The sequence below is a fragment of the Actinacidiphila oryziradicis genome (genome assembly GCF_005047355.1).
GTDB classification, from domain to species: domain Bacteria; phylum Actinomycetota; class Actinomycetes; order Streptomycetales; family Streptomycetaceae; genus Actinacidiphila; species Actinacidiphila oryziradicis.
Map to the genome: position 1 here is coordinate 57,238 of NZ_SUMC01000041.1, position 15,553 is coordinate 72,790.

At 70.9% G+C, this 15,553-nt stretch carries 13 protein-coding genes; 9 read left to right on the top strand and 4 right to left on the bottom strand.

All coding sequences use genetic code 11. The annotated features are described in order from the left end of the window. Window positions 1–111: 111 nt before the first annotated feature. Entirely contained in the window at window positions 112–966 is an 855-nt protein-coding gene (locus FCI23_RS32755; RefSeq protein ID WP_136727649.1) for an alpha/beta fold hydrolase, read from the top strand. Window positions 967–1,375: 409 nt separating this feature from the next. Here FCI23_RS32755 and FCI23_RS32760 read toward each other — a convergent pair whose 3' ends face one another. Beyond that, the gene (locus FCI23_RS32760; protein WP_136727650.1) at window positions 1,376–2,410 is read right to left on the bottom strand and encodes a rod shape-determining protein; all 1,035 of its coding nucleotides are present in this window, start codon (window positions 2,408–2,410) and stop codon (window positions 1,376–1,378) included. A 276-nt stretch (window positions 2,411–2,686) separates the two neighbouring features. Between FCI23_RS32760 and FCI23_RS32765 the strand changes: the two genes are divergently transcribed. The 4 genes from FCI23_RS32765 (at window position 2,687) to FCI23_RS32780 (ending at window position 8,244) form a co-directional block, all read left to right on the top strand. Then, window positions 2,687–4,357, top strand: a complete 1,671-nt coding sequence (locus tag FCI23_RS32765; protein WP_136727664.1) for a SpoIIE family protein phosphatase — start codon at window positions 2,687–2,689, stop codon at window positions 4,355–4,357. Between the two features lie 214 nt (window positions 4,358–4,571). Further along, entirely contained in the window at window positions 4,572–6,191 is a 1,620-nt protein-coding gene (locus FCI23_RS32770) for a hypothetical protein (RefSeq protein WP_136727651.1), read from the top strand. 19 nt (window positions 6,192–6,210) lie between these two features. Continuing rightward, window positions 6,211–7,887, top strand: coding sequence for a hypothetical protein (locus tag FCI23_RS32775; protein ID WP_136727652.1), 1,677 nt, complete (start codon window positions 6,211–6,213; stop codon window positions 7,885–7,887). A gap of 66 nt (window positions 7,888–7,953) precedes the next feature. After that, window positions 7,954–8,244, top strand: a complete 291-nt coding sequence (locus FCI23_RS32780; protein ID WP_136727653.1) for a GlsB/YeaQ/YmgE family stress response membrane protein — start codon at window positions 7,954–7,956, stop codon at window positions 8,242–8,244. Window positions 8,245–8,304: 60 nt separating this feature from the next. On the opposite strand, the gene FCI23_RS32785 is transcribed toward FCI23_RS32780, so the two are convergent. Together FCI23_RS32785 and FCI23_RS32790 are read right to left on the bottom strand one after the other, a co-directional pair. After that, window positions 8,305–9,708 (bottom strand): glutamate decarboxylase, encoded by a 1,404-nt coding sequence (locus FCI23_RS32785; protein ID WP_136727654.1) that lies wholly within the window; start codon window positions 9,706–9,708, stop codon window positions 8,305–8,307. 96 nt (window positions 9,709–9,804) lie between these two features. Further along, a complete protein-coding gene (locus FCI23_RS32790; RefSeq protein WP_136727665.1) occupies window positions 9,805–10,248 on the bottom strand; it encodes a lamin tail domain-containing protein in 444 nt (147 codons plus the stop codon). A gap of 161 nt (window positions 10,249–10,409) precedes the next feature. On the opposite strand from FCI23_RS32790, the gene FCI23_RS32795 reads away from it, so the two are divergent. Continuing rightward, window positions 10,410–11,198, top strand: coding sequence for a DUF6083 domain-containing protein (locus FCI23_RS32795; RefSeq protein WP_136727655.1), 789 nt, complete (start codon window positions 10,410–10,412; stop codon window positions 11,196–11,198). Between the two features lie 28 nt (window positions 11,199–11,226). On the opposite strand, the gene FCI23_RS56895 is transcribed toward FCI23_RS32795, so the two are convergent. Then, window positions 11,227–11,385, bottom strand: coding sequence for a hypothetical protein (locus FCI23_RS56895; protein WP_169317035.1), 159 nt, complete (start codon window positions 11,383–11,385; stop codon window positions 11,227–11,229). 15 nt (window positions 11,386–11,400) lie between these two features. Between FCI23_RS56895 and FCI23_RS32800 the strand changes: the two genes are divergently transcribed. The 3 genes from FCI23_RS32800 (at window position 11,401) to FCI23_RS32810 (ending at window position 15,171) form a co-directional block, all read left to right on the top strand. Next, window positions 11,401–12,159, top strand: coding sequence for a DedA family protein (locus tag FCI23_RS32800; protein ID WP_136727656.1), 759 nt, complete (start codon window positions 11,401–11,403; stop codon window positions 12,157–12,159). Between the two features lie 6 nt (window positions 12,160–12,165). Next, window positions 12,166–13,731, top strand: a complete 1,566-nt coding sequence (locus FCI23_RS32805; protein WP_136727657.1) for a threonine/serine exporter family protein — start codon at window positions 12,166–12,168, stop codon at window positions 13,729–13,731. 117 nt (window positions 13,732–13,848) lie between these two features. After that, entirely contained in the window at window positions 13,849–15,171 is a 1,323-nt protein-coding gene (locus FCI23_RS32810; protein WP_136727658.1) for a wax ester/triacylglycerol synthase family O-acyltransferase, read from the top strand. Window positions 15,172–15,553: the final 382 nt, after the last annotated feature.

Here is a 15,553-nt window from a genome sequence, read left to right on the forward strand (position 1 = left end):
GGCCGGAGAAGCCCGCCCCGGACGCGGCCGCCCGGCAGCTCTCGACGGCGGGCGGCCCACGCCGCGCGGCGCAGTAGACAGCACGTCAGCAAGCTGCCATGGTTTCTAGCCATGGCACAACGCTGGGTGACAGCCTCCGACGGTGTGCGGCTGGCCGTGTACGAACACGGGGACCCCGCCGCACCTACGGTGCTGTGCGTCCACGGCTTCCCCAACGACCACCGGGTCTGGGACGAAATCGTATCCCGCCTGGCCGGACGCTTTCATATAGTGACGTACGACGTACGAGGCTCCGGCAAATCCGGGGCGCCGCGCCCGACCAGCGCCTATCGCCTGCCGCAGCTGGCGGCCGACACCACGGCGATCGCGGACACGGTCAGCCCGGGTGTGCCGGTGCATCTGCTGACGCACGACTGGGGCTCGGTGCAGAGCTGGCACGCCGTCAGCACCCCGCAGCTGGCGCACCGGTTCGCGTCGCTGACCTCGGTGTCCGGGCCGGACCTGGACCATACTGGCAGGTGGTACCGGGAGCAGCTGCGGCGGCCGAGTCCGGCTCGGCTGGCGAAGTTCGCACGGCAGTCGCTGGCGTCCTGGTACGTGGCCTTCTTCCACCTCTACGGGGTCGCGGACCTGGCCTGCCTGCTGGGCCTGGTCGACCTGCTCTCCCGGGTCCCGCACGCCACGGGGCTCGCCGCCCGCAACCGCGCGGGGCTGAAGCTCTACCGTGCCAATGTGCTGCCCAGGCTTTGGCGGCCCGGCAAACGATGGGCGGAGCTGCCCGCGCAGGTGCTGGCCCCCAACCAGGACGCGTTCGTCCGGCCGCCGTGGCAGACCGAGATCACGGACTGGGTGCCCACGGCGGAGATCCACCATGTGGACGGCGGCCACTGGCTCCCGGTCGACCAGCCCGAGCTGGTCGCCGACTACGCCGCCGCCCTGGTGGAGCGCGCAGAGAAACAGCGCTAAGAGGCCGCGCGAATAGGTGGGGCGGCCTCTAAGTCCGGTCCCCCCGCCGTGACCGGGAAGCGTTGGCTCAACGAGAGCACCAACGGCCTGCCGCAGCAGCGCTTCCCCAAGGACGCCGCCCTTGCCCGCCCACACCCGCGACCACCTCGTCGCCGCACGACCGCCGGAATCCGCCCTGGACCGTTACGCGGGGGCGGGGCCATTTCGGCGCGGGTGGCGTGGCGGACTATCCCGCCATCCCGCCATCCCGCTACGGCGTACGGGCCGGACAGCTCCGGTGACGGACGCCCGCGCGGAATGGCTGTCTGAACTGCCCGCCCGGCGTCACTCAACCAACCATGTGTTGCACGGCCGCTGGATCCCGCCGACCCGCCGATCCTGCCGACGGGTCGCAGCGGGCGGGCGGGCGCTACGCGGCAAGCGGGTCGATGTGCATGGGCAGCACCAGGCCCTCCATCATGGCCCCCAGTCCCCGCACGGCGCAGATGTCGGGCCGCTCGGCGATGCTGACCGGCATGCGGGTGCCCTGTCGGAGCATGGTCTCCAGGCCGGGCATCAGGGCGCTGCCGCCGGCCAGCATGATGCCGCGGTCGGTCAGGTCGGCGACCAGGTCGGGCGGGCAGTGGCGGAGGACGGCTCCCACGCCGTCGACGATGGCGGCCATGGGGATGCGGATGGCCTCGCGTACGCCATCGGTGTCGACCCTGACGGTGCGGGCGATCCCGCTGGCGACGTCGCGGCCCTGGACGTCGGTGCTGCGCAGCTGGGGGTCGGGGGAGCTGAGCATGAGGTGCAGGGGACGGACGGACTGGCTGGGCAGCATGAGCTCGTGTTCGTTGCGGAAGTGCTGGACGACGGCGTAGTCGATGGCCTCACCGCCGACGGCGACGGTCTCGGCAGCGACGATCGAGCCCAGGCAGAGGACCGCTATCTGGGTCGTGGAGGCGCCGCACAGCATGATCATGGTGGCTTCGGGCTGCTCGACCGGCAGTCCGCAGCCGACGGCTGCGGCGATGAGCGAGTCGACCATCTCGACGCGGCGGGCGCCTATCCCATAGAGGGTCTCGGTGATCGCTCGCTGGGCGAGCGGCTCACAGGCGTGCGGGGCGCAGACGGCGGCGCGCAGCATGGGCAGCGGCCTGCGGAGCCGGGCTCGGCGGAGCTGGCTGCCCAGGAGCTGGCGGAGCATACGCTGGGCCATGGAGACGTCGACCACGATGCCGCTCTGCACCGGGCGCACGACGCGGATGTGGTCGGGGGTGCGGCCGGTCATCTTCTCGGCCAGTGCGCCCACTGCTATCAGTGCTCCGCTGCGGATGTCGACGGCGGCCACGCTGGGCTCGTCGACGACGACCCCGGAGCCCTTGAGATATACCCGGGTTCTGGCGGCACCGAGATCGACGGCTATGGAACAACGGCGCAGTTGCGTGAGACTGACGGACACGGAAAGTCCTCCCCTTGGGGCGGTTGGGAAGAGCGGCGCCGCAACGCGGCGGCCCTTTCGATCATCGTGCGGCCGGACCGGGAGTCGCGCCCGCTGGACTGCTCCGAATGCGGGGTGCCGTGCGCGGGCCGAACATGGGAGGCGGGCGGCGGCGACGGACGACAAGGCCCCGAGGAGAAGAGGAGACACGGAGACGAGGGACGAGGAGGCGCACGGGTGAGCCATTGCGAGGCCTGGTCATTCCCGGAGCTGGACCAACGGGTCCTGCAGCAGGTTATGGACGGCAGCCAGGCGGCGGTGGGCATTCTGGACACGGGGCTGCGCTACCGCTACGTGAATCCGGCGTTGGCCGAGATGAACGGCGTACCGCCCGCCGAGCACATCGGCCGCACCGTCGCGGAGGTGCTGCCGGACGTGGACGCGGGCGAGGACCTGATGCGGGAGGTGCTCGCCGACGGGCGGTCGCGGGAGTGGACGACGAGCGGGCAGACGCGGGCGGCGTCGGCGCTGGAGCGGCGCTACTGGCACGGCGCGTACCACCGTCTGGAGGACGCCGACGGGCGGCCGCTCGGCCTGGTGGGGATCGTGCTGGAGGTGAGTGCGTCCCGGCTGCAGCAGCGGGACCTGGAGCGGGCGAGGGCGCGGCTGGCGCTGCTGGACAGGGCGGCGAAACGGATCGGCACCGGTCTGGACATGGACACGACCTGCGGTGAGCTCGCCGAGTTCCTGGTGCCGATTTTCGCCGATGTGGCGACAGTGATGGTGTTCCCGCCGGAGGAGACCGACGGACTGCGGCTGCCGCCGCACGGCGTCGTGCGGATGCGCAGGGCGGCGATCGCCGCCCTGCCCGCGATGATGGGCACGTGGACGAAGGTCTTCGGGCCGTTGGGAGGGTACGTGGACTTCCCGGTTGGTGCCGCGATCCCGCGCTGTCTCAAAACCGGCCGCCCGGTAGTGCTGAACCTCGTCTCGGACGACGAGTTCGGCACGGCCGCCCCGCATCCGGACCGCGTCCGGGACTACCGCGCCGCCGGCATCCACTCCGCGCTCGTGGTGCCGCTGGTGGCCCGCGGCGAGTCGCTCGGCGCCCTCACGATGACCCGCACCGGGGACTCGCCGCCTTTCTCCGACGATGACGCCGTCGCCGCCGAGGCCCTCGCCGGACGCGCCGCGATCAGCCTCGACAACGCCCGCCGCTTCACCCGCGAGCACGGCATCGCCCTGGAGCTGCAGCGCGCCCTGCTCTCCGAACCCGGCCCCCCGCACCCGGGACTCGAGGTCGCCTCACGCTATCTGCCGGCCGGCAACAGCGCGCTGGTCGGCGGCGACTGGTACGACATGGTGCGGCTCTCCTACGGACGGACGCTGCTGGCGATGGGCGATGTGATGGGCCACGGTGTCGAGGCCGCCGTCGACATGAGCCACTACCGCTCCATGCTCCGGGTCGTGGCCGGCTCCGAACTCCCGCCCCACCTCATCCTGCGCCGCCTCGACCAGCTCATCGCCGAGGATCCGGCCAGCCGCCCCGCCACCTGTGCCCTCGCCCTCATGGACCCGGCCCGGGGTGTCTGCTCCTACGCCAGCGCCGGCCACCTCCCCCCGGCCATCCTCAGGCACGACGCCACGGCCTCCATCCTTCCCGTGCCAACCGCCCCGCCCCTGGGCACCGGCCATGGCGGCTACAAGCCCGTCAAGCTGACGTGTCTCCCCGGCGAGGTCCTCCTCCTCTACACCGACGGTCTCATCGAGCGCCGGGGCGAGGACATAGACGTCTCCCTCGCCCGCCTCACCGGCCTCCGGCTGCGCCTCCCCCCGCGCGGGGACCTGGGCACCCTGGTCGACGAGATCCTGTCCCGGTTCGTCAACCGCCCCGCCCAGGACGACGTGGCGGTGCTGGCGTCCCGTCTCATGCGTAGATCGTGCGCGGAACGCCCTCTGACGCCCTGACGCCCTGATCCCGTGCTGTGACGCACACACGCCATCTCCCGCCATCTCCCGCCACCCCCGCCACAGCGGTGTCACAGCTCCCCGCTAGGATGCGGCCTCCGGCGCTTCTATTGACGCCGCTTCTGACCTGTGGGGGGTCTCGAACATGCGCGTATCGCGCACATATCGGCCTGCCGTCCTCCGGACCGCAGCCGGATGGTTCATCGCGTCCGCGATGGCCGTCACGCCGCTCGTCGCCGCACCCGCCGCTTTCGCGGCCAACGCCGACGTCACCAGCGTGTCCACTTACGGTGATGGCACGCTGTCCGTCGGCCTCAACGACGGTGACGCACTCTGGATCAAGATCAGCGTCCGGGCCTCGGCCACGGCCGACGCGCCCGTGCTCGCCTCGACCGACGCACTGCACTACGACAGCGTGCGCGGCTGGCTCACCGAGCAGCCGATCAGCCTGCCGTCCGGCACGGGGTACGGCGACTACCCGGTCGACGTCGACTACCGCCTGCCTGGCGGCACCGTCCAGCACTGGGCCGGCGCCGACCACGGCACCTCCGGTCTGCTGGACTACCGGCTGCACACCAGTGTCACCGCGGTGTCCTTCGACCGTGACCACACCGACTTCGACAACCGCACCGCCGTGCTCAACGGCACGGTGACGACCTTCGACCCGGCGACCGCCACCAGCCGCCCGGCCGACGCCGGCACCCAGGTCCGGGTCGACTGGCCCTCCGGGGCCGTGAGCACCGCGACGACGGTCACCACGGCCGGCGCCACCGGTGCCTTCGCGGCGCCGGTCACCGCGAAGGGCGCGCTGAGCGGCGGCGGCGACGCCGTCGTCGTCGGGGCGGGCCCCGACACCACCGTCGCTGAAGGAACGTCACTTCCCGCGCTCCCGGCGGAGACCACCAGGTACCGGATCAGTGCCGACCCGAGCGCCACCCGGGTGCACAAGGGCACGACCTTCACCGTCGGCGGCACCGTCCAGCGGCTGACCGCCGACGGCTGGAAGCCGTTCGCGGCGGCTCCGGTGGTCACCACCACCGATACCCCGGACACCACCGGCTACACCACGCCCGGCCTGCTGGGCAGCGGCACGTCGGACAGCACGGGCACCTTCTCGTACAAGGCGACGGTGACGACGTCGACGTACCACCGCACCTACGTCAAGCCGTCGGCGTACCTGGAGAACTCCCCGTACGCCGAGAACTACGTCCACGTGCCCACCGCCGGCTCCATCTCCGGCCTCACGGCGTCGATCGACCAGTACGGCCAGGTGAAGGCCTCCGGCAAACTGGGCGGCGCCTGCATCGACGAGCCGGTGGCGCTGCAGTACTCCAAGAACGGCAAGACCGGCTGGTCGACCCTCGTCAAGGGCACGGTCGGATACCCGTCCTCGGGCAAGTGCGCCTTCTCCCTCACCGCCTGGGGCTACATCGACGGCTACTACCGCGTCTCGCACGCCGAGACCGACGCGATGCTGGCCGTCAACTCGGCCACCAAGCGGCTGCACCGCACCGACACCCGGTTCACGTCCTTCGACATGACGCCGCACAACCCGAAGGCGTCGGCCAAGTTCGTCGCGACCGGCAAGCTGCAGTACAAGTCGGGCAGTACGTGGAAGGGCTACAAGGGCGCAAACCTTGTCCTGGTCTTCAAGCCCAAGGGCGACAACACCTGGTACTGGGTCGTCAAGGGCAAGAGCGGTGCCAACGGCTCGTTCACGTTCAAGGGCGACCAGTACGGCTACTACGGGGACGGCACCTGGGCCGTGTACCTGAACGCCGACTCCACGCATTTCTACAGCGAGTCCAAGACCGTCTACGTCAACGTCCGCTAGAAACCGGAAGGAGCGCATCATGCGTACCAGCAGCCTTCGCACCATAGCCACGCTCACCGTCGTGGCCGCCCTCTCCGGCGGCGGGCTCGCGACCGCCCCGGCAGCCCTCGCCGTCCAAGTCCAAGCCGGGCCGCTCGGCATCGGCGTCGCCCGCACCGATGACGCCCAGCGGGGCATCTTCACCGTGCCGGTCTGGACCGATGACACCAGCGACCCGCTCAGCACCGTCACGGCGACGGTCCGCGACGGCGACACGGTCATCGCCGACGGGCTGGCGCTGACCCAGTCCGGCGACACCTGGCAGGTGCCGTCCGGCGACCCGCTCAAGCTGGCGGAGGACGGCGGCCCGGTCCCGCACCTCGGCCACTACGCGATCGACGTCACGGCGACGGACGGCCAGGGCCACACCATCACCCGGACCGGAGCCGGCACGCTGGACTTCACCCTGCGTCCCGAACTCACCGGCACCGCCCTCACCCAGCCCGCCCTGGACTTCGACCACCGGTCGACGGCCGTCACGGGCACCCTCGTCGGCATCCAGCCGGGCAGCGGCGACACGGTGCCGCTCGACGGCACCGAGGTCACCGTCACCCGTAAGTACACATCACCGGCGACGGGCCCCGCGGCGGCCGAGACCGCCACGACCGCGGCCGACGGCACCTTCACCTCACCCGCGTTCACCCTCGACGGCGAGGCCGGCTTCACCACCGCCTTCAGCGCCGACACCGACCAGGTGCACGGCGCGGCCTCCGCGGACGGCACCGCGGCCATCACCACGAGGACGGTGTACGTCGCGGCCACCGCCGACCGTACGCGCGCCGTGCCCGGCCAGACGGTGACCGTCAGCGGCACCGTCCACACCGGCGGCACGACCTCCACCCCGGTCGTCGCGGGCGCCGAGGTGACCGTGGAGCTCAGCAGCTGGGGCGGTACGACCAAGACCGCCGTCACCACGGACGCCAACGGAGCCTTCAGCGCGGCCGTCCCGGCGGTGCCCGGCGAGAACGGCCGCTGGACGGCCGACGTCACGGACCCCTACCTCGACAGCCCCGGGGCGTCCGGCGGGATCATCCTCCCCGACGACTCCTCGTACACCGGTCTGAAGACCTCCATCGCCGCCAACGGCATGGTGACCGCCACCGGCACCCTCGTCCGCAGCTACGACCGGAACTCCTCGGTCAGCGCCCCCCAGGTGGTGCACCTGGAGTACTCCAAGGACGGCAAGACCGGCTGGAGCGACTTCGGCACGGCCACCCAGCAGTACACCAACGGCACCTTCAGCATCGGCGTCTGGGGGCACCTGGACGGCTACTACCGCGTCCACCACTACACCTCCGACCAACTGGCCGAGAGCATCAGCAAGCCGGTCCGGCTGTACCGCATCAACACCCACGTCTACTCCAACAACGCCTCGCCCGCCAATGTGAACAAGGGCGCCACGGTGACCGTCACCGGCGTCCTCAAGGAGCACAAAACCAGCGCCTGGACCGTGTACAAGAGTCAGCACGTGGAGCTCTTCTTCGAGAAGAAGGGCACCACGAAGTGGACATACATCACCTCCGGCAAGACCGACTCCCACGGCAAGGCCACGCTCAAGGGCAAGGCCACCGCTGACGGCGTCTGGCTGATCCAGTACTTCGGTGACTCGAAGCACTTCAACAGTGACGGTACGCCGGACTTCGTGAACGTGCGCTGACCACCCGCCCCCGGCCCGCCCCCCACCCGCAGGTGTGGGGCGGGCACTTGGGGGCATCCGCAAATCATGGAGATTTCGGGAATTTTCAGTGCACTGATCATCGGTGCGATCATCGGCATCCTCGGCCGGCTGGCCTTACCGGGCCGTCAGCACATCGCGCTCTGGCTGACGATCATCATTGGCATCGTCGCCGCCTTCATCGGCGCGGCGATCGCCCACGGCTTCGGCGTCGCGGACACCAAGGGCGTGGACTGGATCGAGTGGCTGATCCAGATCGGCCTCGCGGCGGTCGGTGTGTCCTTCGCGGACCGTTCGTCCGGAAGCCGCCGCGGAAGCCGTCGCCTGAGCCGCCGCTGAGCCCGCCTGAGCCCCCGCTGAGCCCACCTGAGCCCCGCCTGACAGCCGCTGAAGCGCCGCTCAGTGGTGGAAGGCGGTCGGCGCCTTGCCCCGCCGGTGCAGCGGCCCCGGCTGCTCACGCAGTTGGGGCAGCAGCCGGCTGAGGTCGGCGATCAGCAGGTCGCCGAGGTCGGTGGAGAAGCCGTTGCGGCAGACGATCCGGAGTACCGCCAGATCCTCGCGGTCGGGCGGAAACGTGTACGCGGGCACCAGCCAGCCACGTTCGCGCAGCCGCCGTGAGACATCGAAGACGTCGTACGACGTGATCCCCTCCACCGTGGTGAAGGCGAACACGGGCAGCTGGTCGCCCCGCGTGATCAGCCGGAAGTCGCCGAGCTCCTCGATGCGCCGGGCCAGCGACTGGGCGACATCGCGGCTGGCCTGCTGGACGGCGCGGTAGCCGTCGCGGCCCAGGCGCAGGAACGAGTAGTACTGCGCGACGACCTGCGCGCCGGGGCGGGAGAAGTTGAGGGCGAAGGTCGGCATGTCGCCGCCGAGATAGTTGACCCGGAACACCAGTTCCTCCGGCAGTGCCTCGGTGTCACGCCACAACGCCCACCCCACCCCCGGGTACACCAGCCCGTACTTGTGCCCCGACGTATTGATGGAAGCGACCCTCGGCAGCCGGAAGTCCCAGACCAGGTCCGGGTCGAGGAAAGGCGCGATCATCGCGCCTGAGGCGCCGTCGACATGGACCGGCACATTCAGTCCCGTGTGCGATTCGAACTCGTCCAGTGCCGCGCAGATCTCGGCCACCGGCTCATACGACCCGTCAAAGGTCGAACCCAGAATGGCCACTACACCGATGGTGTTCTCGTCGCACAGCGCCACCGCCGACTCGGCATCCAGATGCAGCCGGTCCCCGGTCACGGGCGCCATCCGCGCCTCCACCTCCCAGAAGGCGCAGAATTTCTCCCAGCACACCTGCACATTGGCGCCCATGACCAGATTCGGCCGGGCCGTCGCCGGATACCGGTCCGCATTGCGCTTCGCCCACCGCCGCTTGAGCGCCATCCCGGCGAGCATGCAGGCCTCCGACGACCCCGTAGTGGAGCACCCCACGGCCACCGTCGGATCCGGCGTGTGCCACAGGTCGGCCAGCATGGACACACACCGCTGCTCCAGTTCGGCGGTGCGCGGGTACTCGTCCTTGTCGATCATGTTTTTGTCGGCGCACTCCGCCATCAGCGTGGAGGCCTGCGGCTCCATCCACGTCGTGACGAACGTCGCCAGGTTCAGCCGTGCGTTGCCGTCCAGCATCAGCTCGTCGTGGACCAGCTGATACGCCGTCGACGGTGCCATCGGGCCGTCCGGCAGCCGGTGCTTGGGCGGCGCGGTGCGCATCCCGGCGACCGGGTCGGCCTCGCCGTAGAACGGGTTGACGGCCAGGGTGTGCTGGCTGTCCACGCCTTTGTGCAGCGACATTCGGATCCTCTTCCTCGCACGACGAGACGACGTTACGACCGTACGTCGGCCTGTCGTGCTCTCGTGCGAGGCGGCTCCGGACGGGCCGTCGGCGGATCAGCAGGCGGTGTAGTCCACCGAGCCGTTGTTGTAGGCGCAGGTGTCGGCGACGGCGCCGGAGGCCTTCTTCAAGGTGGCCTTGTCCTTGGTGTTGTTCCAGACGTACCACTTGCGGTTCTGGTACTTCGTGCCGGTGGTGTTGCTCCCCTTGCCGGTACGGACCGTGACGGTCTTTCCGGCGCCGAGGCTGAAAGCGCCGAAGGTGTACTTGTGACTGGAGGCGTCGACAAGCACCCAGCCCTTGAGGCTGGCCGCCTTCGACGTGGTGTTCTTGATCTGGACGTACTCGGCGTTGAGGCTGGCGTTGCTGCCGGTGTCCTTGCCCGGGGAGTCGTAGTAGATCTTCGTCAGATGCACGGAGCCGGCGGCCTCGGCGGGAGCGGCGGTGAGCAGGGCGCCCACGGCGGCTATGGACATGGCCGTGGCGGCGGTGAGGGTCATGCGGCGGGCGGACAAGGTTGCACCCTTCGTTGGTTGTGCGCCTGTGGTGAATGTGGCGCGAAGGAGCAGTGTAGAAGCGTATGAGGCGGGAAATACCAGTAGTTACAGAAACGCGACATTCCGTCATGTGCAGGCGGAACTGAACGGAGGAGGAGCCGGCCATGTCCCGCCGCTTATGGGTGCACCCCGAGAACAGCTCACGACTGCTCCGGGCCGGCCAGACCCGCCGCTGCCGCTACTGCGGCAATTACGTCGACTGGCACTACAAGGCGGACGGCAGCCCCGTCCCGCTCGTCCCGCAGGAATTCCCGGCCCGTCAGATTCCCGACGGAAAGCGCTGGCATCTCTCACGCGGCACCGTCTATCCGGGCGACGGCGGCTCCCGCTTCTGCCGTATCGCGCACACCGCCGTCTGCCCCGCCGCAGACGAGAGCGACACGCACCCCCGGCTGCTGCCGGTCCGCCGCCACCTCGCCGTGCACAGCCGCAAGCTCGTCGAGACCGGCACCTGGGCCCGCCCCGCCGAGGCCCCCACCGTCAGCGCCACCCGGATCGCCGACCACACCACCAGCGGCCCGGACCGCGAGGTCGCCCTCATGCTGGGCGTCCACTACCTCGCCCCGGGCCGGATCGCCACGCTCCGCTGCGTCGCCCTCACCCCGGACAAGCGCCGCTGCCCGGGCACCCTCCTCGCCGCCACCACCCCCGCCGACGCCGGCAGGTGGCGCACCGTCCCCGTGCCCTACAGCGGCGGCCTCGGCGCCCAGTTCGCGGGCGAGCCGATGGACGCGTACGACCTCTCGGCGCTCACCTACGCGCAGCAACTGCGCTGGCGCTGGCAGCACTGCATGGCCCACGACCGGTCCGTCGCACCCGACATCGAGCTGACCGAATGGATTGCCTTCAACGCCACCGACCACGCGGAGTACATCCGCAAGGAACTGGGCTGATGCCCCGGCCGCGACGTGCCTGAGGGCCTCAGCCCACCAGCCCCGGCTGCTCCGCAGGCGTCGGGCAGGTGCGGCGGCCGTCCTGGTCGAAGACGTACAGATGGGCGAGGGTGACCAGCAGCGGCACCCGGTCGCCGGGCCGCAGGCGCAGGTGCGGCGCCTGGGAACGGGTAGCGCAATGCGGCATTGATACTTTGTGCGTGTGACGAATATTGCGCTGGGCCCGAACTGGCTGGACCCGGACTACCTCATCAACACGCTCGGTCTGTTCGGACTGCTGGCTGTGGTGTTCGCCGAATCAGGACTGCTGATCGGCTTCTTCCTGCCGGGCGACTCGCTGCTGTTCACCGGCGGCCTGCTCGTTTCCGGCAACAAGCTGCACTACCCGATCTGGCTGGTGGCGATTCTGGTCGCGCTCGCCGCGGTCCTCGGTGACCAGGTCGGCTATCTCTTCGGGCGGAAGGTCGGGCCCTCGCTCTTCCGGCGCCCGGACTCCAAGCTCTTCAAACAGGAGAATGTGGAGAAGGCCCACGAATTCTTCGAGAAGCACGGCCCCAAGTCGCTCGTCCTGGCCCGCTTCGTGCCGGTCGTCCGGACCTTCACGCCGATCATCGCGGGTGTCAGCCGGATGGAGTACCGGACCTTCGTCACATACAACCTCATCGGCGGCACCCTGTGGGGTGCGGGCGTCACCCTGCTGGGCTTCTGGCTGGGGCAGATCGCGTTCGTCAACAAGAACATCGAACTGATCCTCGTGGCCATCGTGCTGATCTCCGTCGTGCCGATCGGCATCGAGTATCTGCGCGCCCGTGCTAAGACCAGGAAGGAGCTGGCGGCGGGCGGCCCGGCGGCGTCCTCGTCGGCCACCCGGCCCGCCCCGCATCCGTCCGCGTCCGAGGACGACGACACCCAGCCCCCCGCGCAGCGCGGCGGCGGCCGGCACCGAGCGAACCGGCGGTAGCGACCGGTGGCGGACGAAGACGGAATACGGCACGACGGCAAGGAGCCCGGCCCCGGCGAGGGCCGGGCGCCGGTGGCGCAGCTTCCGGCTCAGCACGTGTATTCCGCGTTCACGCCGCCCACCGGGATCCCGGTCGTCAGCCTGTCGAAGGAGACGCCGTGGCCCGACCGGATGCGGACGATGCTCCGCATGCCGGTCACCGAGCGCCCGGCACCCGAGCAGCCGTCGGGCAGGGCCGACGCCGGGGCACCCGTGCCACGCGTACTGGACCTGACGCTCCGGATCGGGGAGCTGCTGCTCGCGGGCGGCGAGGGCGCGGAGGACGTCGAGGCGGCGATGCTGGGGGTGGCGCACGCGTACGGGCTGGCGCGGGCCGAGCCGCAGGTGACCTTCACCCTGCTGGGGATCTCGTACCAGCCGTCCCTGGTGGACCCGCCGGTGACCGCGAACCGGACCGTACGCCGCCGGGGCACCGACTACACCCGGCTGGCGGCCGTCTTCCGGCTCGTCGACTCCATCACCACCGCCGCCCTCACCCTTGAGGACGCGTACGGCCGCCTCGCTGAGATCCGCCGCAACCGGCACCCCTACTCCGGCTGGCTCATCACCGCCTCCGGCGGACTGCTCGCGGGCGCGGCGAGCGTCCTGGTCGGCGGCGGCAGCCCGGCGGTGTTCCTGATCGCGGCACTGGCGGCGATGCTCGGCGACCGGCTGGCATGGCTGTGCTCCGGGCGGGGGCTGCCGGAGTTCTACCAGTTCGTGGTGGCCGCCATGCCGGCGGCGGCGATGGGCGTGGTGGTGGACCGGTTCGGACACCTCCTGCCCGGGACGAGCAATCTGCAGGCGTCGGCGGTGATCACCGGTGGACTCTTCGCGCTGATCCCCGGCCGGGCGCTGGTCGCAGCCGTCCAGGACGGGCTCACCGGCTTCTACATCACTGCCTCCGCCCGGCTCCTGGAGGTCATGTACCTCTTCACCGGCATCGTCAGCGGCGTCACACTCGTCCTCTACGCGGGCGTCAGTCTCGGCGCGAATCTCGACCCGGACCGGGCGCTGCGCCCCTACGAGAACCCGCCGGTGCAGCTCGTCGCCGCGATGGTGCTCAGCCTGGCCTTCGCGGTGCTGCTGCAGTGCGAGCGCGGGGTGCTGCCACTCGCCACCCTCAACGGCGGGGTCGCCTGGACGGTCTACGGGGTGCTCCACCAGAAGGCGTTCGTCGGTATGTCGGCGGTCGCCGCCACCGTGATCGCGGCGGGGCTGGTCGGCCTCTTCGGCCAGCTGCTGTCCCGCTACCGCTACGCCTCGGCGCTGCCGTACGTCACCGCCGCGATCGGTCCGCTGCTCCCCGGCTCGGCGACATACTTCGGGCTGCTGGGCCTCACCCAGGGGCACCTCAGCACCGGGTTCGCCTCCCTGACGAAGGCCGCCGCGCTGGCACTGGCAGTGGCCATTGGGGTGAACCTCGGTGGCGAGATCGCCCGGCTGTTCCTGAAGGTGCCCGCGGCGGGTCGGGTGGCGGCCGGCCCGGAACCGGCGCGGCGGCGGGCGGCGAAACGCACGCGCGGATTCTGAGGAAGACACCAGATATTAACACTCCGTGACGTGTCAGTCGTTGACTGTAATCGATCCCAGGCGTTTCACTTCGTACTCCGTGCATCAGGGACAAACAGACCGTTCGGAGGACGATCCTTGGCCGACGAGCTGCTGAGCCCGCTCGACTTTGCCTTCTGGCACCTCGATGCCCCGGGCCACCCGCTGAGTGTGGGGGCCCTGGCTGTCTTCGAAAGCGGAGCCCCTGTCGATCCGGAGCAGATCGCCTCGCTGCTCGCCGAGCGCGCCGCCGCCGTAGCGCGGCTGCGGCTGCGCGTACGGGACGTCTGGTTCCCGGCGGGCGGCGCGGTCTGGACACCCGACGAGACCTTCGACGCCACGCGCCATGTACGGGTCACCCGGGAGCCCGTCGCCGAGTTGATGGCACGGGCGATGGACCGGACGCGGCCGCCCTGGGAGGTCTACGTGATCGAAGGCGCGGCCGTCGCGGGCGGGGCTGTCGCAGGCGGGGATGGTGCCTCCCGCCCCGCCTTTTCCGTGCTGGTCAAGCTGCACCACGCCCTGGCCGACGGGCTGCGCGCCGTCCAGGTCGGCGCCGCGCTCCTCGACCAGGGCGCGGGACTGCCCCCCATGCCGGCCGCCGCGCCTCCGGCCCGTACGAGCCTGATCCCGACCGTCCCCGACGCGCGCCGGCTCGTCCGTGAGGCCGGGCGGGCGCTCGGCATCGGCAGCGCCCTCGTCAGGGCGGCCCTCGACCCCTTCGGGCCGCCCGCGCTCGGCTCCTCCTCCAGCGGCACCCGGCGGCTCGCCACCGCCGTACTGGACCTCGATGAACTGAACCGGATCCGCAAGTCCAGCGGCGGCACCGTCAACGACGTCGTCATGGCCGTCGTCGCCGGAGCCCTGCGCCGCTGGATGCACGACCGCGGCGACGACCCGGGCGGCCCCGCCCCGCGCGCCCTCATCCCCGTCGCCCGTCGGCGCCGCCGTTCCGAGCCCGGCCCCGGCAACCGTCTCTCCGGCTACCTCATCCGGCTCCCCGTCGCCGAGACCGACCCCCTCGCCCGCCTCCGCGCCGTCCGCCGCACCATGGACACCGCCAAAGCCACCGGCCCCGACGGCGGCCCCGGCGCCGTCGCCCTCCTCGCCGACACGCTCCCGCTGTTCGCCCACCGTCTCGCCGCCCCCGTCCTCGGGCGCACCGCCCGCCTCCTCTACGACGTCCTCATCACCAACGTCCCCATCCCCGACATCCCCCTCTCCCTGAGCGGCCACCGCCTCGCCGAGCTCTACCCCCTCGCCCCCCTCGCCCACGGCCAGTCCCTCGCCATCGCCCTCTCCACGTACCACGGCCGCGTCCACGTCGGCCTCCTCGCCGACGCCGCCGCGATCCCCGACCTCGACCGCCTCGCCACCTGCACGGTGGGGGCCCTGACCGAGCTCACGGCTGCGATGCCTTGAGGGGGCGCGGGTTTTGCCCGACCCGCCCGCTCCTTGCCCGGCGAGCGGGACAGCCCGGCTCGTGGCTGCGGCGGTCGCCCGCACGCTGTGACGTTGGCGCGCCATTTCGCGCTGGGGCGAGACGCTGCCCTCGGCGGTCGGCTCCCCGGGCCGGAGGGCGGTTGCGTGGCCGGGGCAGGAGCTTGTCGCAAAGCTCAGCGGGTGGGTGGGTAGGAGGCCGGGGCGCCGCCCGGGAACGGTGCGCGCCCCGCGCGGCTAGGGCCTGTCCGGCCGATCTCCGCGGCGTCGCGTGCCCTGGCACTGGGGGCACCTCCCAGCGGTAGCTGGGGGAGCTCGCGGCGTTGTCGTCAGTCGACGACTCTCCCCCAGACTCCGTCCGGGA